At 43.5% G+C, this 20,997-nt stretch carries 20 protein-coding genes, 2 tRNA genes and 1 riboswitch; of the genes, 14 read left to right on the top strand and 8 right to left on the bottom strand.

What is annotated here, in order from left to right:
* Positions 1 to 275: 275 nt before the first annotated feature.
* On the top strand, positions 276 to 494 hold the full coding sequence (gene infA, locus DK428_RS07660) for a translation initiation factor IF-1 (RefSeq protein WP_109063505.1): 219 nt from the start codon (positions 276 to 278) through the stop codon (positions 492 to 494).
* A gap of 55 nt (positions 495 to 549) precedes the next feature.
* Here the strand turns inward: infA and lnt are convergent, their stop codons facing one another.
* Together lnt and corC are read right to left on the bottom strand one after the other, a co-directional pair.
* Positions 550 to 2,100, bottom strand: coding sequence for an apolipoprotein N-acyltransferase (gene lnt, locus DK428_RS07655; RefSeq protein ID WP_109063504.1), 1,551 nt, complete (start codon positions 2,098 to 2,100; stop codon positions 550 to 552).
* A 185-nt stretch (positions 2,101 to 2,285) separates the two neighbouring features.
* Entirely contained in the window at positions 2,286 to 3,182 is an 897-nt protein-coding gene (gene corC / locus DK428_RS07650; protein ID WP_109063503.1) for a CNNM family magnesium/cobalt transport protein CorC, read from the bottom strand.
* A gap of 231 nt (positions 3,183 to 3,413) precedes the next feature.
* On the opposite strand from corC, the gene citC reads away from it, so the two are divergent.
* The 7 genes from citC to DK428_RS07615 all read left to right on the top strand — a co-directional run bounded on the left by citC (position 3,414) and on the right by DK428_RS07615 (position 10,795).
* Positions 3,414 to 4,439 (top strand): [citrate (pro-3S)-lyase] ligase, encoded by a 1,026-nt coding sequence (gene citC, locus DK428_RS07645; RefSeq protein WP_109063502.1) that lies wholly within the window; start codon positions 3,414 to 3,416, stop codon positions 4,437 to 4,439.
* 154 nt (positions 4,440 to 4,593) lie between these two features.
* The gene (citD, locus tag DK428_RS07640; protein ID WP_005701386.1) at positions 4,594 to 4,881 is read left to right on the top strand and encodes a citrate lyase acyl carrier protein; all 288 of its coding nucleotides are present in this window, start codon (positions 4,594 to 4,596) and stop codon (positions 4,879 to 4,881) included.
* Positions 4,878 to 5,753 carry a citrate (pro-3S)-lyase subunit beta gene (gene citE / locus DK428_RS07635; RefSeq protein WP_162616573.1) on the top strand — a complete coding sequence of 292 codons (876 nt, stop codon included), beginning with the start codon at positions 4,878 to 4,880 and terminating at the stop codon, positions 5,751 to 5,753. Before citD ends, citE begins: the two co-directional genes overlap by 4 nt.
* Before the next feature lie 12 nt (positions 5,754 to 5,765).
* The gene (citF, locus tag DK428_RS07630) at positions 5,766 to 7,268 is read left to right on the top strand and encodes a citrate lyase subunit alpha (RefSeq protein ID WP_109063501.1); all 1,503 of its coding nucleotides are present in this window, start codon (positions 5,766 to 5,768) and stop codon (positions 7,266 to 7,268) included.
* Between the two features lie 137 nt (positions 7,269 to 7,405).
* On the top strand, positions 7,406 to 7,936 hold the full coding sequence (locus DK428_RS07625; protein WP_109092130.1) for a hypothetical protein: 531 nt from the start codon (positions 7,406 to 7,408) through the stop codon (positions 7,934 to 7,936).
* Between the two features lie 17 nt (positions 7,937 to 7,953).
* The gene (citG, locus tag DK428_RS07620) at positions 7,954 to 9,351 is read left to right on the top strand and encodes a triphosphoribosyl-dephospho-CoA synthase CitG (RefSeq protein ID WP_109063499.1); all 1,398 of its coding nucleotides are present in this window, start codon (positions 7,954 to 7,956) and stop codon (positions 9,349 to 9,351) included.
* 1 nt (position 9,352) lies between these two features.
* Complete coding sequence (locus tag DK428_RS07615) at positions 9,353 to 10,795, top strand: anion permease (RefSeq protein ID WP_109089983.1); 1,443 nt, start codon at positions 9,353 to 9,355, stop codon at positions 10,793 to 10,795.
* A 141-nt stretch (positions 10,796 to 10,936) separates the two neighbouring features.
* On the opposite strand, the gene rnhA is transcribed toward DK428_RS07615, so the two are convergent.
* Entirely contained in the window at positions 10,937 to 11,401 is a 465-nt protein-coding gene (gene rnhA, locus DK428_RS07610; RefSeq protein WP_050693313.1) for a ribonuclease HI, read from the bottom strand.
* Between the two features lie 67 nt (positions 11,402 to 11,468).
* Here rnhA and dnaQ point away from each other — a divergent pair, with 67 nt between their 5' ends.
* The 3 genes from dnaQ to DK428_RS07595 all read left to right on the top strand — a co-directional run bounded on the left by dnaQ (position 11,469) and on the right by DK428_RS07595 (position 12,503).
* Entirely contained in the window at positions 11,469 to 12,233 is a 765-nt protein-coding gene (gene dnaQ / locus DK428_RS07605) for a DNA polymerase III subunit epsilon (RefSeq protein WP_109063497.1), read from the top strand.
* Between the two features lie 94 nt (positions 12,234 to 12,327).
* Positions 12,328 to 12,404 (top strand) — tRNA-Asp (locus DK428_RS07600).
* A 22-nt stretch (positions 12,405 to 12,426) separates the two neighbouring features.
* Positions 12,427 to 12,503 (top strand) — tRNA-Asp (locus DK428_RS07595).
* A 218-nt stretch (positions 12,504 to 12,721) separates the two neighbouring features.
* Here the strand turns inward: DK428_RS07595 and DK428_RS07590 are convergent.
* A complete protein-coding gene (locus DK428_RS07590; RefSeq protein WP_005701394.1) occupies positions 12,722 to 13,060 on the bottom strand; it encodes a cupin domain-containing protein in 339 nt (112 codons plus the stop codon).
* 248 nt (positions 13,061 to 13,308) lie between these two features.
* Between DK428_RS07590 and trhP the strand changes: the two genes are divergently transcribed.
* On the top strand, positions 13,309 to 14,697 hold the full coding sequence (trhP, locus tag DK428_RS07585; RefSeq protein WP_109063496.1) for a prephenate-dependent tRNA uridine(34) hydroxylase TrhP: 1,389 nt from the start codon (positions 13,309 to 13,311) through the stop codon (positions 14,695 to 14,697).
* 130 nt (positions 14,698 to 14,827) lie between these two features.
* Here the strand turns inward: trhP and rlmKL are convergent, their stop codons facing one another.
* A complete protein-coding gene (rlmKL, locus tag DK428_RS07580; protein ID WP_109063495.1) occupies positions 14,828 to 16,984 on the bottom strand; it encodes a bifunctional 23S rRNA (guanine(2069)-N(7))-methyltransferase RlmK/23S rRNA (guanine(2445)-N(2))-methyltransferase RlmL in 2,157 nt (718 codons plus the stop codon).
* A 360-nt stretch (positions 16,985 to 17,344) separates the two neighbouring features.
* Between rlmKL and DK428_RS07570 the strand changes: the two genes are divergently transcribed.
* Together DK428_RS07570 and DK428_RS07565 are read left to right on the top strand one after the other, a co-directional pair.
* Positions 17,345 to 17,689 carry a hypothetical protein gene (locus DK428_RS07570; protein WP_109089982.1) on the top strand — a complete coding sequence of 115 codons (345 nt, stop codon included), beginning with the start codon at positions 17,345 to 17,347 and terminating at the stop codon, positions 17,687 to 17,689.
* Positions 17,667 to 18,338 (top strand): transferrin-binding protein-like solute binding protein, encoded by a 672-nt coding sequence (locus DK428_RS07565; RefSeq protein ID WP_109089981.1) that lies wholly within the window; start codon positions 17,667 to 17,669, stop codon positions 18,336 to 18,338. Before DK428_RS07570 ends, DK428_RS07565 begins: the two co-directional genes overlap by 23 nt.
* Positions 18,339 to 18,426: 88 nt before the next feature.
* Here the strand turns inward: DK428_RS07565 and queC are convergent, their stop codons facing one another.
* The 3 genes from queC to nudF all read right to left on the bottom strand — a co-directional run bounded on the left by queC (position 18,427) and on the right by nudF (position 20,726).
* Positions 18,427 to 19,089, bottom strand: coding sequence for a 7-cyano-7-deazaguanine synthase QueC (gene queC, locus DK428_RS07560; RefSeq protein WP_109063492.1), 663 nt, complete (start codon positions 19,087 to 19,089; stop codon positions 18,427 to 18,429).
* A 3-nt stretch (positions 19,090 to 19,092) separates the two neighbouring features.
* A riboswitch (PreQ1 riboswitch) is annotated at positions 19,093 to 19,137 on the bottom strand.
* 85 nt (positions 19,138 to 19,222) lie between these two features.
* Positions 19,223 to 20,047 (bottom strand): 3',5'-cyclic-AMP phosphodiesterase, encoded by an 825-nt coding sequence (gene cpdA, locus DK428_RS07555; RefSeq protein WP_109063491.1) that lies wholly within the window; start codon positions 20,045 to 20,047, stop codon positions 19,223 to 19,225.
* A gap of 55 nt (positions 20,048 to 20,102) precedes the next feature.
* Positions 20,103 to 20,726, bottom strand: a complete 624-nt coding sequence (gene nudF / locus DK428_RS07550; RefSeq protein WP_109063490.1) for an ADP-ribose diphosphatase — start codon at positions 20,724 to 20,726, stop codon at positions 20,103 to 20,105.
* Positions 20,727 to 20,997 lie beyond the last annotated feature (271 nt).

The raw sequence follows: 20,997 nt of genomic DNA, 5'->3' as shown, positions 1-20,997 counted from the left end.
AAATGATAATCGCTTGTAATATATCAGTTTTGTGCTGTCGACGTAACAATTAGTTAAGGAAAATCAAGGCACAATCACATTCTTATAAAATTCAGCTCACAAGATTTTATACATAAACCGTATTCCTTTCTGCCGTGCACAAATACCATTGTTGCTTTTTTAGTTAAAAAACTTTCTTGCCACCAACAAAAACGGTATAATCCGCACCGACTTTTTGTATGAGATTCCGCCAAAGACGCCGGCGGGAAAACCGATTAATTATTTTAGAGGATCAAATGGCAAAAGAAGATTGCATTGAAATGCAAGGTACGATTCTGGAAACCTTACCAAACACTATGTTTCGCGTTGAATTGGAAAACGGCCACGTGGTAATTGCACATATTTCCGGCAAAATGCGTAAAAACTATATTCGTATTTTAACCGGCGACAAAGTTACCGTAGAAATGACACCATACGATTTAAGCAAAGGCCGCATTATTTTTCGTAGCCGTTAATTTTCGCTTAACCGAACAAACAAAAACACCGGAGAATATCCGGTGTTTTTGTTTTTTAAGCCGTAGGATGTTGCACCTTTTTCAATATGCGGCGCTGAATTAATCCACCCAATAAATGCAATAAGAAAAAGACCGCACTTAGAATAAATAAAGGTGTATCACCTAACACAGCATAAGGCGTTTTGCCTTCCGTCGGCGCCATGTTATGTGTTAACACGGTTTCCACAAATTGTGGCGCTTGTGCCACGATTTTCCCTTGTGCATCAATAAATGCGGTAATGCCCGTGTTGGTTGCGCGAATGACCGGTTTGCCAAACTCCAATGCCCGCATTTGCGCCATTTGTAGATGCTGCCACGGGCCAATAGAATTACCGAACCAGGCATCATTAGAAATTGTCACGATAAAATCGGAATTGGCCACAAGGTTTTTCTGTAGCTGCGCGCCCAAAATAATCTCATAGCAAATCGCCGCAGTGAAATTCAAATTTTTTGCCGATAGCGGTTTTTGAATGAAATCTCCGCTTTGGAAAGCCGACATAGGTAAGTTAAACACCGACCCAAGCGGGCGTAAAAGACTTTCTAACGGCACATACTCACCAAACGGCACTAAATGATGTTTGTTGTAACGATTCGTCGTTTGCAGTTCATAAGGCACATTTTTATTGCCGACCACCACAATGGAATTGAGCAATTTCCCTACGGACTCATCTTGATAAATCGTACCGATCATCACTTCCGTATTTGCTTTTTCCGCCATGGATTGCAACATATCGAAAAACGGCTGAATACTGTTTTCATAAGTGGGAAATGCAGCCTCCGGCAAAATAATCAAATCCGTTTTCCCCAAATTACTGCCGATCAAACGACCGTAATTTTCCATGGTTTGATACAAATAATTCGGATCCCATTTTAAGTTTTGTTCAATATTGCCTTGAACTAGAGTGACATTAACGGCTTTATCGGCGTTTTCTTGTACATATTTTGCCTTGGAAGCATAGCCGGCAAGCACAGCGACAACAGCCAAAATCAAAGCATTGGCAACAGCCACATTCATTTTTCGTGGCACCGTTAGCAACGCAGAAACGCCGTTAAAAATGACCGCACTTACGAACATCACAAAGAACGTTAATCCCGTCACGCCAAAAATCGGGGCAATCCCCGCAAACGGACTATCGATTTGGGTGTAGCCAAATTGCAACCAAGGAAAACCGGTGAATACCCAGCCACGTAGAAATTCGGTCAGCGTCCATAGCACAGGATAAAGCACCGCCCGCTGTACTTGAAAACGGCGTACTAAATAAGCAAAGAGAAGCGGATATAAAGATAAATAGGCTGCCAATACCACCACTAACAAATAGCTCAGCATCAAGGGGGCATCACCGAATTGATGAATACTGACGTGCAACCAATTCACACCGAACGTGAAAAAGCTCAAGCCCCATAAAAATGCAGAGAAAAGTGCGGTGGATTTTTGTGGCGTTTTTATTACCCAAATTAATCCGAGCAAGGAAACATAAGATAGAGGCCAATAATTAAAAGGTGCAAAAGCAAACACGCCAATAAGGCCAGAGCTCAGTGCGATAAGATAAGTTAAGTATTTGTTCATAAACATGATGGGCGCATCTCCCGATGCGAATTCCTAAATTTTTGTTATTTAATGAAACAAACGGCACGCGTTGGAAAACGCGCGCCATCGTTGAAAGTACAACTTCAATTATTTTCTTCGTTAATCCAACCCCTCTGCCCTATTTTTTAAAGAAGACGGTGGATTGGCATATTAAACATAAAAAACTAGTCGATAACCCCTTCTGTTTTTTCTCTCTCCGGCAAATGCCCGTCCGGCACGGTGACACGCAGTTGAATGACGCGTCGGCTATCGGCGGAAGTCACTTTAAAGTGAAGATTTTCCAGTGTAATTTCTTCGCCACGTTTTGGTAAATAACCAAACGCCTGCATAATCACGCCCCCGATGGTGTCCACTTCTTCATCGGTAAATTGCGTATTAAATTGTTGGTTGAAATCCACAATGTCCGTCAATGCCCGTACCGCGTAAGTGTGACGGGAAAGCTGGCGAATATCCGCCACATCTTCTTCATCAAACTCGTCTTCAATATCACCGACGATTTGCTCCAATACATCTTCGATGGTTACCAAACCTGAGACCCCACCAAATTCATCCACCACGATCGCCATGTGAAAACGTTCGGAACGGAAATCTTTTAACATTCTGTCCACCCGTTTGCTTTCCGGCACGATCATTGTCGGGCGAATCACATCCGGCAGGTTAAATTCTTCTGCGTTGGCACGTAAATATTTCAGTAAATCTTTGGCGTGCAAAATACCAACGATATTGTCGCGATCACCTGCATCATTAATCACCGGAAAGCGGGAATGTGCCGATTCAATAATGGTATCCAAACAGGAATCCAAATCCTGATCCGCTTCAATAAACACAATTTGAGAACGGGGAATCATAATGTCACGCACGCGCAGTTCGGCGATTTCCATAACGCCTTCAATCATTTCGCGGGTATCTTGGTCGATTAAATCGTTTTGTTCGGAATCGCGGATAACTTCCACTAAGTCTTCGCGATTTTTCAGTTCGCCTTGAAAAAAACGCCCGAAAAGAGATTGGAAAAAAGATTTTTTACCGGTTTCAGGTTGATTGGTCGAGTGTTCTTCGTTCATAAAAAATTTAACTATTACCGTCGGATTGACAGGCGAAAAGTATCATATTTGCTTTCAAAGCGCAAAAATAAGCATAAAGTGCGGTGATTTTTTTCTGAGAAATTTGCCCTACGTCACAAAATCAACAAAAAACAAATTTGAGAAAATAAACAATACCATTTTGGAGTTAGCAAAAACGTTTAAATTCAAGTAAAATACGCTCACTTTTTCTCACTTATTCTCGGAGGGCGTATGCAGTTTGAGCGAATCGATACCAAGCACAACGATTTGTCCGTCATTCGAGCGTTTTTAAGAAAAAGTGGGCTTGGGTTGGACGCACAAATTGACTATTTTATCGTCGGATATCATGACTCCGGTGACATGGCGGTTTGCGGTGGCTTGGCAGGCAATATTATAAAATGCGTTGCCATTGATGAATCCTTACGCGGCGACGGTGTCGCCCTAAAACTCGCCACCGAATTAGTCAATTTAGCCTACGAACTCAAACGCCCTCACCTTTTTATCTATACCAAACCCGAATACGCACTGCTATTTAAATCCTGCGGTTTTTACACCATCTCTGACGCACTCCCTTATGTTGTGCTGTTGGAAAACAGCGCTACCCGTTTACAAAAACAATGTGCCTTATGGCAAACCATGCGGGTAGCGAGCAATCGTATCGGTACCATCGTGATGAATGCCAATCCCTTCACTTTAGGCCATCGCTATTTAATAGAACAAGCATTACAGCAATGTGATCATCTGCATTTATTTGTCGTCGGCGAAGATGCTTCACAGTTTGCTTATGCAGAACGTTTTGCGTTGGTGAAACAAGGCATTGCCGATTTATCCGATATTACACTCCATTCCGGCTCCGACTATATTATTTCCCGAGCCACCTTTCCTAATTATTTCCTAAAAGACCAAACCCTTACGGACGACTGCTATTTTGCCATCGATCTTAAATTATTCCGTCAACACATTGCGCCCGCCCTTGGCATTACCCACCGTTTTGTGGGAACCGAGCCGAATTGTGCAGTTACTGCCGAATATAATCGCCAAATGCATTATTGGTTGACGAACGCTGAAATAAAAAGCCCGACAATTAATGTTATTGAAATCCCAAGAAAAACCATAAACAACCAAGTCATTTCCGCTTCAACAGTGAGAAAGTTATTGGCCGAAAAAAATTGGACGGCATTGGCGGATTTTGTGCCAATGAGCACATTAACGTATTTACAAAATGAAATGACGGTTGCTGAGTCTGTCGAAGCATAAGTCATTTCAGCACGTGGGCGTAAGGCGAATATTTCAACTCATGGTTCGACAAGCTCACCAACTATCTTGACAAACGTCTTGCGCAATACCCAAAAAGTGCGGTCGTTTTTTAAAACGTTTTTTAATGATTACTCCCAATAGAAGGAAAATCCCTATGAAGATAACGAAAGCAGCCGTAGCCGGCACGCTGGAATCCAGTGATGCCCAAGTACGGATCCAACCTTTTGATTCATTAGATATTGAAATCAACAGCTCGGTGGCAAAACAGTTTGGTGAGCAAATTGAAGCTACCGTGCGCGCAGTGTTAACCAAATTAAACATCACTGCGGCCCAAGTGATAGTGGAAGACAAAGGCGCATTAGACTGCGTGTTACAGGCGCGCGTAAAAGCCGCCGCATTACGTGCGAGCGATGAAACCGTTAACTGGGAGGCCGTGCTATGAAATTAAGAAGAAGTATGCTGTTTGTACCAGGCTCAAACGCCGCCATGTTGAGCAACAGTTTTATTTATAAACCGGATTCCATCATGTTTGACTTAGAAGACGCAGTCGCCCTCAAAGAAAAAGATTCCGCCCGCTTATTAGTCGCACACGCGCTTCAACACCCGCTTTATCAAGAAATCGAAACTGTAGTGCGGGTTAATCCGTTGGATTCCGAATTCGGTTTATTGGATTTAAATGCCGTAGTGCGTGCAGGTGTTGATGTGGTGCGGATGCCAAAAACCGAAACTGCACAAGATGTGGTTGATATGGATAACGCAATTACCGACATTGAGAAAGCCTGCGGTCGCGAAGTAGGTTCGACCAAAATGTTAGCGGCCATCGAATCGCCATTGGGTATCACTCAAGCAAACCAAATCGCCACCGCCTCCAAGCGTTTAATCGGCATCGCTCTTGGTGCGGAAGACTATGTACGCAATCTTAAAACCGAACGTTCGCCGGAAGGCATCGAGTTGCTATTTGCCCGCTGTTCGATTTTACAAGCGGCGCGTGCCGCCGGTATTCAAGCCTTTGATACCGTGTATTCCAATGCCAACAACGAAGAAGGTTTCTTAAAAGAAGCGGCATTAATTAAACAGTTAGGCTTTGATGGAAAATCCTTAATCAACCCGCGTCAAATCGAACTCTTACACAACTTGTTTGCGCCGACACAAAAAGATGTGGACCAGGCCAAACGCATTATTGAAGCGGCAGAAGAAGCGGAAAAACAAGGTTCCGGCGTCGTTTCCTTAAACGGTAAAATGATTGATGCGCCGATTATTGAGCGTGCAAAACTCGTGTTAGAACGTGCGAAATCAGGCATTCGTGAAGAATAAGGGAGAAAAAAGATGACAACAAGAGAACAACGCATTGCCAAATTCAATGCCAATCGTCCGGTGTATCAAGCAGTTCCAAAAGCCGAATCCCTTGCCCGTACGGCGAAAGACCGCAAACTTTGTGCCTCTTTGGAAGAAGCGATTAAACGCTCCGGCTTAAAAAACGGTATGACCGTATCTTTCCACCACGCCTTCCGCGCCGGTGATTTCATCGTCAATATGGTGATGGATAAAATTGCCGAAATGGGCTTTAAGAATCTGACCCTCGCCTCTTCCTCCTTAATCGACAGCCACCACCCGATTATCAATCACATCAAAAACGGTGTCGTAACCAAAATCTATTCTTCCGGTTTACGCGGTGAGCTTGCCGAACAAATTTCCCGCGGTTTATTGGACGAGCCGGTAAACATTCATTCTCACGGTGGCCGTGTGCATTTGGTAAAATCCGGCGAACTGAAAATCGACGTCGCCTTTTTAGGTGTGCCTTGCTGTGACAAATTCGGTAACGCCAACGGCTTTAGCGGCAAAAGCAAGTGCGGCTCTTTAGGTTATGCTCGCGTAGATGCCGAATACGCTGACAAAGTCGTGTTGCTTACCGAGGAATTCGCCGATTATCCGCACCACCCGATCAGTATCGGCCAAGATCAAGTGGATCTCATTGTGCAAGTGGATGCTGTCGGTGATCCGAAAAAAATCGGTGGCGGCGCTACCCGCATGACCACCAACCCGCGCGAATTATTAATTGCCCGCAAATGTGCCGAAGTAATTTTCGCCAGCGGTTATTTTAAAGACGGCTTTTCCTTACAAACCGGTACCGGCGGCGCTTCCTTGGCGGTAACCCGATTCTTGGAAGAAAAAATGGTACGTGACGACATTAAAGCCGACTTCGCGCTCGGTGGTATCACCGCCAGCATGGTAGATTTACACGAAAAAGGCTTAATCAAAAAACTCATCGATGTGCAAAGTTTCGATGCGGTTGCCGCCGAATCCCTTGCCCGTAACCCAAATCACATTGAAGTATCTGCCAACCAATATGCCAACTACAGTTCCAAAGGCGCCTCCGTTGAGCGTTTAGACGTAGTGATTCTTTCCGCCTTGGAGATCGACACCAAATTTAACGTGAACGTATTAACCGGCTCCGACGGCGTAATTCGCGGTGCATCCGGCGGTCACTGTGATACGGCGTCTTCCGCACAAGTGGCCATTATCGTGGCGCCATTAGTTCGTGGTCGTATCCCAACGGTAGTGGAAAGCGTGATTACCTGCGTAACGCCGGGTGAAAATATCGACATCTTAGTGACCGACCACGGTGCTGCCGTCAATCCGAAACGTTCGGATTTAATCAATGCCTTATCTGATGCAGGCATCCCATTATTTACCATCGAACAACTTTGCGAACGCGCTTACAGTTTAACCGGCAAACCAAAAGAAATTGAGTTTACCGATAAACCGGTCGCCGTTGTTCGTTATCGTGACGGAACGGTGATTGATACGGTGTATCAAGTCAAAGAATGACGCTTTTATCAATTGAACTTGCTTAATGGGAATTTTTGAACTATCGACTTGATTGTTTGAATATTCAAAAATCCCCTACAAACTCAATTCCTAAAAGGCAGCGAGTAATGAAACCCACTAAAATAAAAGGAATTACTATGAGAAAACTAATTTTAGCGATAGCAATGCTCTCCTTAGCGGCTTGTTCAGCAAATGATATCGCTCGATCGATAGATAGTACTAGAGCTAAATTGAGAACAGCAACCATTGGGCTTGACCAAATGAAATATGGAACTAAAGGAGTTATTGATGCAGTTCCTCAGAAGATCTGTTCGGGTAACAAGGACGACTATATTACAGGTCTAACTACGGTTAAAGGAACGCCTGTAGGATTTAACTCTCCTGAATTCTTATTTATCACCCGCTACTATGGTCTTTTTCCTGATCCTAGTAAATATATAGAAGAAATGGAGCTCCAAAAAAGAGCATTGCTTTTAACCAAACTTGCAAAAGATATTTATGTTTTCAGTGATATTGGACGTGAACATGGCAACGTTTATTATGAATGGGCAAAAGAACGAATTGAAAAACATCAGGAAATTGAAATGCAAGGAATAATAAGTGATATATATCATAAAGATAAAGGATGTCTTATCACCCTATCAGATATTGCTATAACAAAAGACTAATAAAGAGTGATTAAATCTTGCAGTATTTTTTTACGACATTCTCCACTGAAGGTTCAGAAATTTCACTTGAGGTATTGCTTAATGCCCGAGAGGAACGAGCTAGTTTGCAGCAACAGCTGTTAACCCAATATGGGCAAACCTTGCTTTGCGTCACCCTAACGGCGGTGGGCGGGGTGAAGAAAAATGCCCTGTTGGATTATGTATTTACAAAAACATTGGAAAATCTAACCGCACTTTTTATGCAGTTGCACATCACGCCCACAAAGGAAATTATTCGTCCGTTAGTAACGGGACATGAGGCGTTTTTTGTGTTGCCGATTGATGGTCGTGCGCTGAAAGCGGCAACGATCGAATTGGAGGAAAGCATACCTCTTGCCCGGTTATGGGATTTGGATGTGTTCGATGCAAAAGGTAATCTGCTGAGCCGCGCAGATTTTGCTCTTCCGCCAAGAGCCTGCCTAGTGTGTGGCAATGAAGCAAAAATCTGTGCCAGAACCCGTAAACACGCCGTTGATGAAATTGTGGCGGAAATGCAATCCCGCGCCCAACGCCATGCTGTGGCGGAATACATCGGTGAGCAGGTTTATTCGGCGTTGGTGCAAGAAGCACGATTATCGCCGAAACCGGGTTTGGTGGATACCGTCAACAACGGTTCGCACAAGGACATGAACCTACATACCTTTGAGCAAAGTGCAGTCAGTTTACGCCCTTTTTTTACGCAATTCGTACTCAAAGGCATGACCACCGCCCATTTGCCTGAAAAACAAATCTTAGCGGAGGTTCGCCCTCTTGGTCTGTTGGCAGAAAAGGCGATGTTTAAGGCCACCCATGGCGTTAACACCCATAAAGGGGCTATTTTTTCCTTCGGTTTGGTGTGCACGGCGATTGGACGTTTATTGATACGGCAAGAGGTGGCGCAAAGTGCGGTCGATTTTGATATTAAATTAATCTGCTCACTTGTCGCCCAATTTGCTCAAGGCCTCACCGACGAACTGAAACATTATCCCGACCATTTGCCGGTCACAGCCGGTGTGCGCTTATTCCGAAAATACGGTTTAACCGGCGCCCGTGGTGAAGCGGAAAGTGGTTTTAACCTAATTCAAACTTTGTTACCACAATTTGATGAGTATCATCTGTTGGAGCGGGAACATCGTTTACTGATTCTGTTGTTGCATTTAATGGCAACCAATCCTGATACCAACGTAGTTCACCGCGGCGGTTTGGACGGGTTACATTTTATACGGCAAACAGCTCAAGATCTGCTTGCAGATCAACATGCCGTGTTGGATAAAGCAATACTGACACGGGCATTAATGAAATTTGATGCTGCCTGCATTGAACGTAATTTAAGTTCAGGTGGTAGTGCCGATTTATTGGCACTGGCGATTTTCTTTTTATCATTAAGAGGTAATTAAAATGGCACTATCTAAAAATGCAAAACTAGGTATTTTAGTGGTGATTCCACTCATCACATTCCTACTACCGGCACCGGAGGGACTTTCTCTGATTGCTTGGCGTTTACTCGGGGTTTATATCGCCACCATTGTGGGTTTGGTATTAAAACCTTACGGCGAACCGGTGATTTTGCTGGCGGCAGTTGCGGTTTCCGGTGCGATTATCGGTAATACCGAAGGCGCCAAAGAATTTCTGAAAGCCGGTGACATCCTCAGCGGCTACAAATCCGGTACGACTTGGCTGATCTTCACTGCCTTCACACTGAGTTCCGCCTTTGTGATTACAGGGTTAGGTAAACGTATTGCCTATCACATGATTGGCGCCATGGGTAGCACTACCCTGCGACTTGGTTATGTAACCATGTTCTTGGATTTACTGCTCTCACCTGCAACGCCGTCTAATACAGCGCGTTCAGGCGGTATCATATTCCCAATCATTAACAGTGTGGCGGTAGCGCTAGGTTCAGAACCTGAAAAAAGTCCGAAAAAAGCCGGTCGTTATTTAATGATGAACGTGTACATGGTGGTTAAAACTACATCCTATATTTTCTTAACCGCCATGGCGCCAAACGCCCTTGCACTTTCTTTAATGGCGCCGATTTTAGGTTTCAATATCGACTGGTTACACTGGTTCTTAGCCGCATCCGTGCCGGGTTTACTCTGTTTATTCTTAATTCCGTTAATCTGCTACTGGGTTTCTCCGCCGGAAATGAAAGAAGTGGATAACAAAGAAATTGCCCGTAAAGGTTTGGAAGAATTAGGCCCGATGTCTTACCGTGAAAAAGCCTTGATCGTGCTATTTATCATTGCCTTATTCGGTTGGATCTTCTCTTCTGCACTTAACCTGAATGCCACCATCGTTGCGTTAATCGTGATGGTGTGCTGTATTGTGCTAAGCATCGTGTCTTGGGATGACATTTTGAAAAACAAAGGCGGTTGGAACACCTTAATTTGGTACGGCGGTATCATCGGGATGTCAGGTTTGCTTGAAAAAGCCAAATTCTTTGAATGGCTTGCGGAATCCTTAAAAGCGATTCTACAATTTGAAGGTCAGGGCACGCTTGCATTAATCGTGATTCTCACCTTAAGTGTGGCTGTGCGTTACTTGTTCGCTTCAGGCGGTGCCTACGTTGCTGCCATGGTACCGGTATTCGCCACCGTCGGCCATGTTGCCGGCGCACCGGCCCAACTGCTTGCCCTCGGCTTATTATTCGCCAACTCCTACGGCGGATCTGTCACTCACTACGGTGGCGGCCCGGGCCCAATTGCCTTTGGTGCGGGTTATAACGACATCAAATCTTGGTGGACAGCCGGTGCCATCATTGCCTTCGGCAGTCTCATCGTCCACCTCACCATCGGTATGACATGGTGGAACTTCTTAATGAGTGCAGGTTGGTTAAATTAACCATCTCCGCAATAATAACAAAGGGTGCTTAGGCACCCTTTTTCATGTTGAATACAAAAAAACGAATCGGTTCGATCTTGCGGAAAAAGTGCGGTTAAAAAATCGTTTATTTTCTACTATTCGCTCCCACCATTAAAAAATTTACTCCCCTTGGTACCCTTCATCATGCAATGTCGGGTTCTCCGCGCCTTGTTTTGCCAACTGGTCGCAGATTTCATTTTCACGGTGCCCGGCGTGTCCTTTAACCCAGCGCCAATCAACCTTATGACGGGCGATAGCTTGGTCTAATGCTATCCATAAATCTTGGTTTTTTACCGGCTTGCCACTACTGGCTTTCCAATTGTTTTTTTTCCAATTGAAAATCCATTGCGTGATGCCGTTTTTCATGTATTGGCTATCGCTGTATAAATGGATGTCGCAAGGCTCTTTGAGGCTATTTAACGCTTCGATGACGGCTAATAATTCCATGCGATTATTGGTGGTGAGGAAATAACCTTTTGAGAGGCTTTTTTCATGTTGTTTGTAACGAAGCAGAACGCCAATACCTCCGGCGCCTGGGTTTCCAAGGCAGGATCCGTCGGTAAAAATTTCGATTTGTTTACGCATATTGACTACTAATTTATTGCAAATGAAGCGATAATACCCGAAATTTTTGCGGATAAAAAGTGAAGTTATGAGTATTCAAACCCATCAGAATCGTCAAATCGTACTGGATACGGAAACCACCGGTATGAATCAATTAGGCGCCCACTATGAAGGCCACTGCATTATTGAAATCGGCGCGGTAGAACTAATTAACCGTCGTTATACCGGCAATAATTTTCACATTTATATTAAACCTGATCGATCGGTCGATCCCGAGGCCATTAAAGTTCACGGCATTACTGATGAAATGTTGGCGGACAAACCGGATTTTAGCCAAATAGCGAATGAATTTATTGAATACATCAAAGGTGCCGAGTTATTGATCCATAATGCGCCCTTCGATGTGGGCTTTATGGATTATGAATTTCGCAAGCTGAATTTGCCGATAAAAACCAACGATATTTGTACGGTTACCGACACCTTGGTGATGGCGCGCCAAATGTATCCCGGCAAGAAGAATAATTTGGATGCTTTATGTTCCCGCTTAGATATTGATAACAGTAAACGCACCTTGCACGGGGCGTTGCTAGATGCGGAAATTTTAGCAGACGTTTACCTTGCCATGACCGGCGGGCAAACCAGTTTATTCGATGAAAGCGAGCAGGACGTGATTCAACAAGCGGTAACTCATCATCAGCTAAAAAGTGCGGTGACTTTTTCGCGTAATTTACGCTTGCTAACACCGACAGAAGAAGAACTGGAAGCCCATTTGGAATATCTCAAATTAATTAACAAAAAAAGCAAAGAAAATTGTCTGTGGGATCGCCGTACAAAAGAGGAAACCTTGCAGTAAAAATAATCGTTCACCGATTAAACAAGTAACCGAAAAAAACAAAAAAAAAGTTGACGGAATCCCCCTACGCCATTATTATGCACCTCACCTGTGCGGAGTGGTAGTTCAGCTGGTTAGAATACCTGCCTGTCACGCAGGGGGTCGCGGGTTCGAGTCCCGTCCATTCCGCCAATTTTTATCTCAATTCTAATTCGGAGCGGTAGTTCAGCTGGTTAGAATACCTGCCTGTCACGCAGGGGGTCGCGGGTTCGAGTCCCGTCCGTTCCGCCAATTTTCTTAAATATCAAACTGTTTTATTCTTACTCACAATAATCCTCATATTCTTATCGTATACAGAATATCATTAGGTTTATTTTGTAAATCTTCCTTTTTTATTTTCTGCTAAAACGAAGAGATTGTTTCAAACCTAAATACAAATCACAGGACAATCAATCCACCGTTTATTCGTGACAATAAAAAGGCACTTTTTCAAGTGCCTGTTTCCCCCACTATCTTCCCTCTTTTGGGAAAACTACTGTTAAAAACATTTTGAAATTTTCCAAAGCATATAATGCATGAGGAACATCTGCCGGAAGCACAATACTCTCACCGCCATTTACTTCATAATCGGTTTTATCGATGGTAATGCGGGCTTTACCTTCCAACATCGTGACAAGGGCGTCACCACGAGATTTATGCGCGCTAATTTCTTCTCCTTTCGGTAAACAAAACATGGTTAATCCTACGGCCGGATTTTGTGAGAATGTTTTACTGATTACCTGACCATCCTGATATGTCAAAAGATCATTAAGTTTAAGAACGGTCGCCTTTTCAATATTTTTTAACATACTTATTCTCCTTTTTAAGTCGTCAAATCAGAATTCGCCCCACCCTATTAAGTAGTAGCTAAGCCATTATACGCCTGCACCAAATGAAATTCATTATCATCTAAAATATTTGTATATGAAAATCGAAAAACGTTATTTTTTCAGACCGCACTTTTGCTTTACAAAAAGCAAAATCCGCCTAAAATAGCCGTCTTTATTCCATTTGCCTTGCGCAAATTCCTGACCTGACATCAGACCAAGAGACCATTATGACAACCCTATTTAAACCCGAATTACTTTCCCCTGCCGGCTCCTTAAAAAATATGCGTTATGCCTTTGCTTATGGCGCAGACGCCGTGTATGCCGGTCAACCGCGTTACAGCTTACGCGTACGCAATAATGAATTTAATCACGCCAATTTAAAAATCGGCATTGATGAAGCCCATGCGCTCGGCAAAAAGTTCTATGTCGTGGTGAACATTGCACCGCACAATTCCAAACTCAAAACCTTTATTAAAGATCTACAACCGGTTATCGACATGGGCCCGGATGCGCTGATCATGTCCGATCCCGGTTTGATTATGCTGGTACGTGAACACTTCCCTGACATTGATATTCACCTTTCCGTACAAGCCAATGCGGTGAACTGGGCAACTGTGAAATTCTGGAAACAAATGGGATTGACCCGCGTGATTTTATCTCGCGAACTTTCCCTTGATGAAATCGCCGAAATCCGTCAACAAGTGCCGGATATTGAACTGGAAATTTTCGTACATGGCGCACTTTGCATGGCCTATTCCGGCCGTTGCCTACTTTCCGGTTACATCAATAAACGCGATCCAAACCAAGGCACCTGCACTAACGCCTGCCGCTGGGAATACAAAATGGAAGAAGGCAAAGTGGATGACGTAGGCAATATCGTGCCGAAAGTTGATCCAAGCCAACAGATTGAAGTGAAAAACGTCGCCCCAACCTTGGGCGAAGGCGCAGTGACCGATAAAGTTTTCCTTTACACCGAAGCGCAAAATCCTGACGAGCAAATGACCGCCTTTGAAGACGAGCATGGCACTTACTTCATGAACTCAAAAGATTTACGCGCGGTGCAACATGTGGAAAAACTCACCGCACTTGGCGTACATTCCTTAAAGATCGAAGGTCGTACCAAATCCTTCTATTACTGCGCCCGTACCGCCCAAGTGTACCGCAAAGCCATTGACGATGCGGCCGCCGGTAAACCATTTGATGAAAGCTTGATGGACACCTTAGAGTCCCTTGCCCACCGTGGTTATACTGAAGGTTTCCTACGTCGCCACACCCACGATGAATACCAAAATTACGACTACGGCTACTCTATTTCCGATCGTCAACAATTTGTCGGCGAATTCACCGGTAAACGTAATGAACTCGGTATGGCGGAAGTGGCAGTTAAGAACAAATTCTTGCTCGGCGATGAAGTGGAAATGATGACACCGCAAGGCAACATCGTGTTTAAAATCAACAAAATGCTCAACCGTAAAAATGCCGAGGTCGATGCGGCCTTGGGCGACGGACACTTTGTCTTTTTAGATGTGCCACTGGATATTCATTTGGATTATGCGTTACTCATGCGTAATTTGGTTAACGCCAACACCCGTAATCCACATGAAAAGAAAGGTTAATTTTTTGTTACAGATTTGTTGAAATATAAATCAAGATGGCTATAATGTCGCCATACCCTAATAAAAATATGACTCCAAATACTCTTAGCCCTTCCCCCCCCTTGAAGGGCTTTTTTTATCTCTTGAATAATTAACGGTGTGCCTCTGCTTGCACCAGCCAACAATTATGAATTTGCTTATTGCGTTCAAAATCCAACGGTAAGGTTTTGTGAGAAATTTCCACCGCACTTAAGCCTAATTCTTCCAACTTAGCAAAATCCATTTTGAAACCGCGTTTGTTGTTAGAGAACACAATGGTGCCATTCGGGCGCAGAATACGTTTTAAATTCGTCATTAATTTAATGTGATCCCGTTGCACGTCCCAACTGTCTTCCATGCGTTTTGAATTGGAGAATGTCGGCGGATCAACAAAAATCAAATCAAACTGACGATCGCATTTTTCTAGCCATTGCAGGCAATCCGCTTGAATCAGTTTATGTTGTTTACCTTCAATGTCGTTCAACAACAAATTCTGTTCCGCCCAGTTGAGATAGGTATTTGACATATCGACGGTTGTGGTAGATTTTGCCTTACCCAACGCTGCATGTACCGTTGCCGAACCGGTGTAAGCAAACAAATTGAGGAAATCTTTGCCTTGCGCCATTTCACCGAGCATTTTACGGGTTAGGCGATGATCCAAAAACAAGCCGGTATCCAAATAATCTGTTAAGTTCACCCACAACTTCACGCCGTATTCGTTTACATAAAAATACTCGCCTTTGTTCGCCAATTTTTCATATTGATTAGTGCCTTTTTGTTTTTGGCGCACTTTTAAAATCAATTTATTGGTTTCAATGCCGGTAACGTTCAACGTGGCATTCACCGCATCCAACAAGCGTTGGCGCGCTTTATTTTCATCAATATTTTTCGGCGCGGCATATTCCTGCACCACAATGTGATCGGCATAACGATCCACCGCCAAATTGTATTCTGGCAAATCCGCATCATATAAGCGATAAGCGTCTAGCCCCTGCTGCTTCGCCCATTTCTCAATTTTCTTGATATTTTTTTGCAGGCGATTAGCGAAATCCACCGCTACTTCAGAAGAAACCGGAGAAGTGCGGTCAAATTCTACGGTGTTTTCTACCGCACTTTGCTCTGCGCGCTCGGCAATTTGATAATTTTTCTGTACGCAATCTAACGGGCCGTTTTTCGCTTTAAATTGACGGTGAGAACGTAAACGCAAGCAATCCAATAGACTTGGTTCACCACTGAAAATAGAGACGTTCCAGCCGGCAAATTGTTGTTTCAAGCGTTGCCCAAACACAGAATACAAGGCAATCAGCGCCGGCGTTGTGCCTAAACGTTCGCCATACGGCGGGTTACAAATCACCGTGCCTGCTACGTTCGGACTTGGATTTTTTATCGCCGCCACATCGCCCTGTTGCCATTGCATCAAATGCGCCACGCCCGCATTTTTGGCGTTTTGTTTGGCTTTTTGCAACACGAGATGATCCAAATCGAAGCCATAAAAGTGCGGTGGATTTTCACGTTGTTTTTCGGCTTCCGCCAAGGCTAAAGCCTCTTCTTTCACCTTTTCCCACGCTGCCTGATTATGCCCCTGCCAAAAATCAAAGCCCCAATGCAGACGATATAATTGCGGTGCGATTTGCGCTTCCATTTGTGCGGCTTCAATCAATAGCGTACCCGAACCGCACATCGGGTCCACCAACGGTATGCCTTTTTGCCAACCGGAACGCAGCACAATCGCAGCTGCCAAGGTTTCACGCAACGGCGCTTTGCCGGTGTCTTCGCGATAACCGCGCATGTGCAGCGCACCACCACTTAAATCGAGAGAAAGCACCACATCATCACGATTTAAATACGCATGAATACGAATATCCGGTTGTTCTTTATCCACGTTTGGACGGGCGCGACCATGGCGTTCAAAATAATCCACAATCCCATCTTTTACACGCATCGCGCCAAATTGGGTATGACGAATTTCTTGGTTCGTACCGTTAAAATCCACGAAAAAATGAACTTTTTCATCAAAATAATCCAACCAATTCACGCCCACCACAGCGGAATATAAATCCAAATCGCTAAAGACTTTCGCTTGCACGATAGGCAATAAAATGCGTGAACTCAAACGACTCCAAAGCAAAGTACGATATAGGGTTTCGTCATCCGCCCAATAATGCACGCCGCCTTGCGCGACTTTAGCATCCTGTGCGCCTAACTCGGTCAATTCGGATTTCAAAAGCTCTTCAAACCCACGGGCTGTGGTGGCAAAAAGTTGTTTCATAAGGTCTCAATGGTTGGAAAAAATTGGCGGGGATTATAACAGTTTTGGCGGGTAAATACGTTGAAGTGCGGTGGATTTTGCGGATATTTTAAATTCATCGCGAAAACTGACCGCACTTTTTGAATGCGAATGAACTCATCTGCCTGTTCATGGTAATTTATAATGCGTTGTAGTAGGGCAGGTTTCACAAATATTTTAAATTTATCCTAAAAACCTACCGCACTTTTTTTATTATTTTCGATCCATTTTATAAAACCTACTAATTTGCTTTGTTATTATTTTTTGATATTATTTCGCCTGTCGTAAATAGCGACAAACGACTACCACTTTTCTTTACTATGTTGTAAATAAGGAACTCTAATGAATAAATTCAATTTATCTATTCTAGCTGTTGTTACTGCATTAAGTTTATCTGCTTGCTCATCCGGCGATAATGATTCAAATGATATAGATAACACAAAAAATATCATTACTCAACCGCTGATTCCAAGTCAGCAAAAAAATCAAGAAAATCAGTCTAAAACACCAAATCAAATAAATAATCAAACTACCCAACCCATGGTTTCAAACCAGTCGAATGATCAGATAGAACAACCAAAAACACCTATAGAAATAGTAAATAAAGGTCCACTGATATCAGTTGAGCCAATTCCAACAAGTGGAAAATATAATGGTGTAGCTTATGAATATAGGTGTAGCTTATGAATATAAAAGCGGTAATGTAAACGATAAAATTGTGAATCCCAAATTACATAATTTAAGTTCAAACAATATCGAAGTATTAAATATTAACGGAAAACGAATTGATATTGCACCTGAAGGGGTAAATCCTGGATATACTTATTTGAACAAAAACGGAGAAACTCGTTTAAGTACCGGTGCATTTGTTAACGGTCTAATATTCATGAATAGCACAAGAAATGGCATCTATCAAAACCAAAAAGATGGAAAAACCTACGTTTATGCACAAGGTGAATTAACCCCGATAAATGAAATTCCACATACAGGTGAAGTACGTTATCTTGGATTAAGTAGCTACCATGTCAACAACGAAACCCTAAATGAGGGAGCTTCTGGCGTCAACCCACCAAGATGGGGAATAGTAGGTATCGATATGACAGCTAACTTTGATGAGAAAAAAGTGGATGGACGATTAGTGGCAGAGGGTTACCCAGATGACACTCTTGCCAAACTGGAAGGTAAAATCTCCGGTAACCAATTTAGCGGAACAAAAGATGGCACAACCATGCAAGGGGCATTCTTTGGAAAGAATGCTGATGAAATGGGTGGCATCTATGTCAACCAAGAAAGAGGTTTCAGTGGAGCATTTTCTGCAAGAAACTGGGATAAATAAATCTTTCCATATAGCTACATACCCACGACTGCGCGTGGGTATTTTTTTATTTAAAACAGAAAAAGGGCAGTTGATTTTTTCGTCGGTTTTAACTTTTTCGTTCCTGCAAATACGCTTTCAACCCGCGCTCCCGCAATACACAACTCGGGCATTCGCCGCAGCCCCCTTCTACTCCGTTGTAGCAGGTGTGAGTGTGTTGGCGGATGTAATCGAATGCACCGAGTTGATCTGCCAGTGCCCAAGTGTCTTTTTTATCTAACCACATGAGCGGCGTGCGAATGTCAAAAGGGTAATCCATGGCCAGGTTTAAAGTCACGTTCATGGATTTGACAAACACGTCGCGACAATCGGGATAACCGCTGAAATCCGTTTCGCACACGCCGGTGTAAATGCTCCGAATGCCTTGGCTTTTGGCGTAAATAGCGGCGTAAAGCAAAAATAAGGCGTTGCGCCCGTCCACAAAAGTATTTGGTAATTCATCGTCTTTTTGGCTAATTTGTGCGTGTGGATCCATCAGGGCGTTGTGCGTAATGGCTTTGATAACACTGGTATCAAGTAGCGTTTGTTTGACCTTCAAATCCTGCGCAATCCAACGGGCTTTTTCCAGTTCGATGGCATGGCGTTGGCCATACTGAAAGGTGATGACTTCAACATTTTCCGCGCCGAATTCTTTGATCGCGAGAAATAAACAGGTGGTGGAATCTTGCCCGCCGGAGAAAATCACAAGGGCTTTATTCGGTTGATTTGACATGATGTATCCTTAGTTTTTTTGTGTGGGAGGGTTGCGAACCACAGATGAAGGAGGTGGAATTCTAGCAAAAATAAAGGGGATGAAACATCCCCTTTAAAAAACGTTGTGAATTTCGACCGCACTTTAACGCCAATCAATACCCTTCTTCCTGCAAGTTTGGCAGGAAAGTCTTGTGCTGAATGCGTTTGACGCGGGTTTCGATGTGTCCGTCAGCGTGTAGTTCAATTTCGCGCCAGCCCGGTTGAACAGTATCTAAGGCAAACGTATTGCTGTCCGGTTTAAACTGAATGCCCGTAGAAGGGGTTGCCATCACTTTGTAGCCATGCCATTCGCCATCCACTTGTTGATGGATATGACCGTGTAAAATCCCTTTGACATTGGAAAATGGCGCCAGTACATAGGCCAATTCATGGGCGTTACGTAAATTATGCTGATCCAACCAAGCGGAATGGGTGGATAAAATGTGATGGTGCAACACCACTAAAGAATAACATTGCGGATATTCTTTTAATTTTGCCAACAACCAGTCCAGTTGATATTCGCTAAGCTGCCCATGCGGCACGCCTGAAATTTGGCTATCCAGCAATAATATTTGCCAACGATCGCCCAGTAAAATATGCTTTTTCGCGCTAATGTTATCTTTTGTCAGGAAATCAAACATTTTCGGCTGAAAATCATGGTTTCCCGGAATCCAAAATACCATTTTTTCCAACGCCTTGACGCTTTCGCAAAAATGCAAATAGCCTTCGTCACTGCTGTCCTGCACTAAATCGCCCGTAGCCAGCACAAGATCATAAGCATATTGCTGTTGTTGAATTTCAGTCAGAACTTGAGAAAAACTCGCTTGAGTATTGATGCCCAACAATTCACCGTTGGTGTCTTTAAATAGATGAGGATCCGTAATTTGAACGATACGGAACACCTCTTGTTGGGTGTTATATTGATAGGTATTTAACAAAGTAAACTCCTACTTCCTAATATTAAACTTAGTCTAAATTACCTATGTCGCCTGTTTACAACCACTGAGCTTTTAATTTTAGGTAATTTAACTCCAGCCATTGTAATCCCATTACTGCAACGCCATTATCAATCCTACCTTCGCAAAGCCATTGATACGCGGTTTCCCGACTTACGACATGAACTCGAATATCTTCATTTTCTTCAGCTAAACCATGCAAACCACCCACTTGGGAACTGTCCACTTTACCGACAAACAAGTGAATGCGCTCAAGTACGCCTCCCGGACTATCCCAAACGCTTAAGCAATGTTGCATATTGGTGATTTTCGCACCGGCTTCTTCTTCACTTTCTCTTAACGCGACAGATTCCGGCGTTTCACCTTCTTCTACCATGCCCGCGATCAATTCCAGTAACCATGGTGATTGCTTCAATGTCGGATCATAAGCGCCGATACGTACCTGCTCCACCAAGACCACATTATCCAATACCGGATCATAAGCAACCACGGCAGATGCTGCACCTTTGATCAACAGCTCACGGATGACCACACCACTCCAGCCGCCGGCAAAAAGTTTATGTTTGAATTGCACCTTATTTAGCTTAAAAAAACCGCGATAGACCGTTTCATCCTTTACAATCTCAATATCTTGTTGAGTAAACTGTTGAAACTGATACATCTTTATCTCCATAAATAATAGCTGGCGATTAGGATACTTTCATTCGCACCAAAAAAAAATGTAATTCTTTGTAAAATTTCCGGATTTTTGAAGTAGGTCACAAAAGTGTACGAAATAACGGTCATGCCTTATGCAAATATTCCAATAAAAAAGACTGAAATGAAAAAAGTGCGGTGGCTTTTCAGCTTAACTTTTCGAGTGAAAAACATCTTGAAAAGCCACCGCACTTTTTGCTTGTTTTTAATAAAAATCCCATTGTTTTTCAAAGTAA

The sequence above is a fragment of the Aggregatibacter kilianii genome, assembly GCF_003130255.1.
Taxonomy (GTDB): domain Bacteria; phylum Pseudomonadota; class Gammaproteobacteria; order Enterobacterales; family Pasteurellaceae; genus Aggregatibacter; species Aggregatibacter kilianii.
This window is presented reverse-complemented; position numbering and strand designations above follow the sequence as displayed.

What these genes read in the sequence shown, in the direction of transcription:
- infA (WP_109063505.1), top strand. Translation starts at nt 276, where the DNA reads ATGGCAAAAGAAGATTGCATTGAAATGCAAGGTACGATTCTGGAAACC.
- lnt (WP_109063504.1), bottom strand. Translation starts at nt 2,100, where the DNA reads ATGAACAAATACTTAACTTATCTTATCGCACTGAGCTCTGGCCTTATT.
- corC (WP_109063503.1), bottom strand. Translation starts at nt 3,182, where the DNA reads ATGAACGAAGAACACTCGACCAATCAACCTGAAACCGGTAAAAAATCT.
- citC (WP_109063502.1), top strand. Translation starts at nt 3,414, where the DNA reads ATGCAGTTTGAGCGAATCGATACCAAGCACAACGATTTGTCCGTCATT.
- citD (WP_005701386.1), top strand. Translation starts at nt 4,594, where the DNA reads ATGAAGATAACGAAAGCAGCCGTAGCCGGCACGCTGGAATCCAGTGAT.
- citE (WP_162616573.1), top strand. Translation starts at nt 4,878, where the DNA reads ATGAAATTAAGAAGAAGTATGCTGTTTGTACCAGGCTCAAACGCCGCC.
- citF (WP_109063501.1), top strand. Translation starts at nt 5,766, where the DNA reads ATGACAACAAGAGAACAACGCATTGCCAAATTCAATGCCAATCGTCCG.
- DK428_RS07625 (WP_109092130.1), top strand. Translation starts at nt 7,406, where the DNA reads ATGAGAAAACTAATTTTAGCGATAGCAATGCTCTCCTTAGCGGCTTGT.
- DK428_RS07615 (WP_109089983.1), top strand. Translation starts at nt 9,353, where the DNA reads ATGGCACTATCTAAAAATGCAAAACTAGGTATTTTAGTGGTGATTCCA.
- rnhA (WP_050693313.1), bottom strand. Translation starts at nt 11,401, where the DNA reads ATGCGTAAACAAATCGAAATTTTTACCGACGGATCCTGCCTTGGAAAC.
- dnaQ (WP_109063497.1), top strand. Translation starts at nt 11,469, where the DNA reads ATGAGTATTCAAACCCATCAGAATCGTCAAATCGTACTGGATACGGAA.
- DK428_RS07590 (WP_005701394.1), bottom strand. Translation starts at nt 13,060, where the DNA reads ATGTTAAAAAATATTGAAAAGGCGACCGTTCTTAAACTTAATGATCTT.
- trhP (WP_109063496.1), top strand. Translation starts at nt 13,309, where the DNA reads ATGACAACCCTATTTAAACCCGAATTACTTTCCCCTGCCGGCTCCTTA.
- rlmKL (WP_109063495.1), bottom strand. Translation starts at nt 16,984, where the DNA reads ATGAAACAACTTTTTGCCACCACAGCCCGTGGGTTTGAAGAGCTTTTG.
- DK428_RS07570 (WP_109089982.1), top strand. Translation starts at nt 17,345, where the DNA reads ATGAATAAATTCAATTTATCTATTCTAGCTGTTGTTACTGCATTAAGT.
- DK428_RS07565 (WP_109089981.1), top strand. Translation starts at nt 17,667, where the DNA reads ATGAATATAGGTGTAGCTTATGAATATAAAAGCGGTAATGTAAACGAT.
- queC (WP_109063492.1), bottom strand. Translation starts at nt 19,089, where the DNA reads ATGTCAAATCAACCGAATAAAGCCCTTGTGATTTTCTCCGGCGGGCAA.
- nudF (WP_109063490.1), bottom strand. Translation starts at nt 20,726, where the DNA reads ATGTATCAGTTTCAACAGTTTACTCAACAAGATATTGAGATTGTAAAG.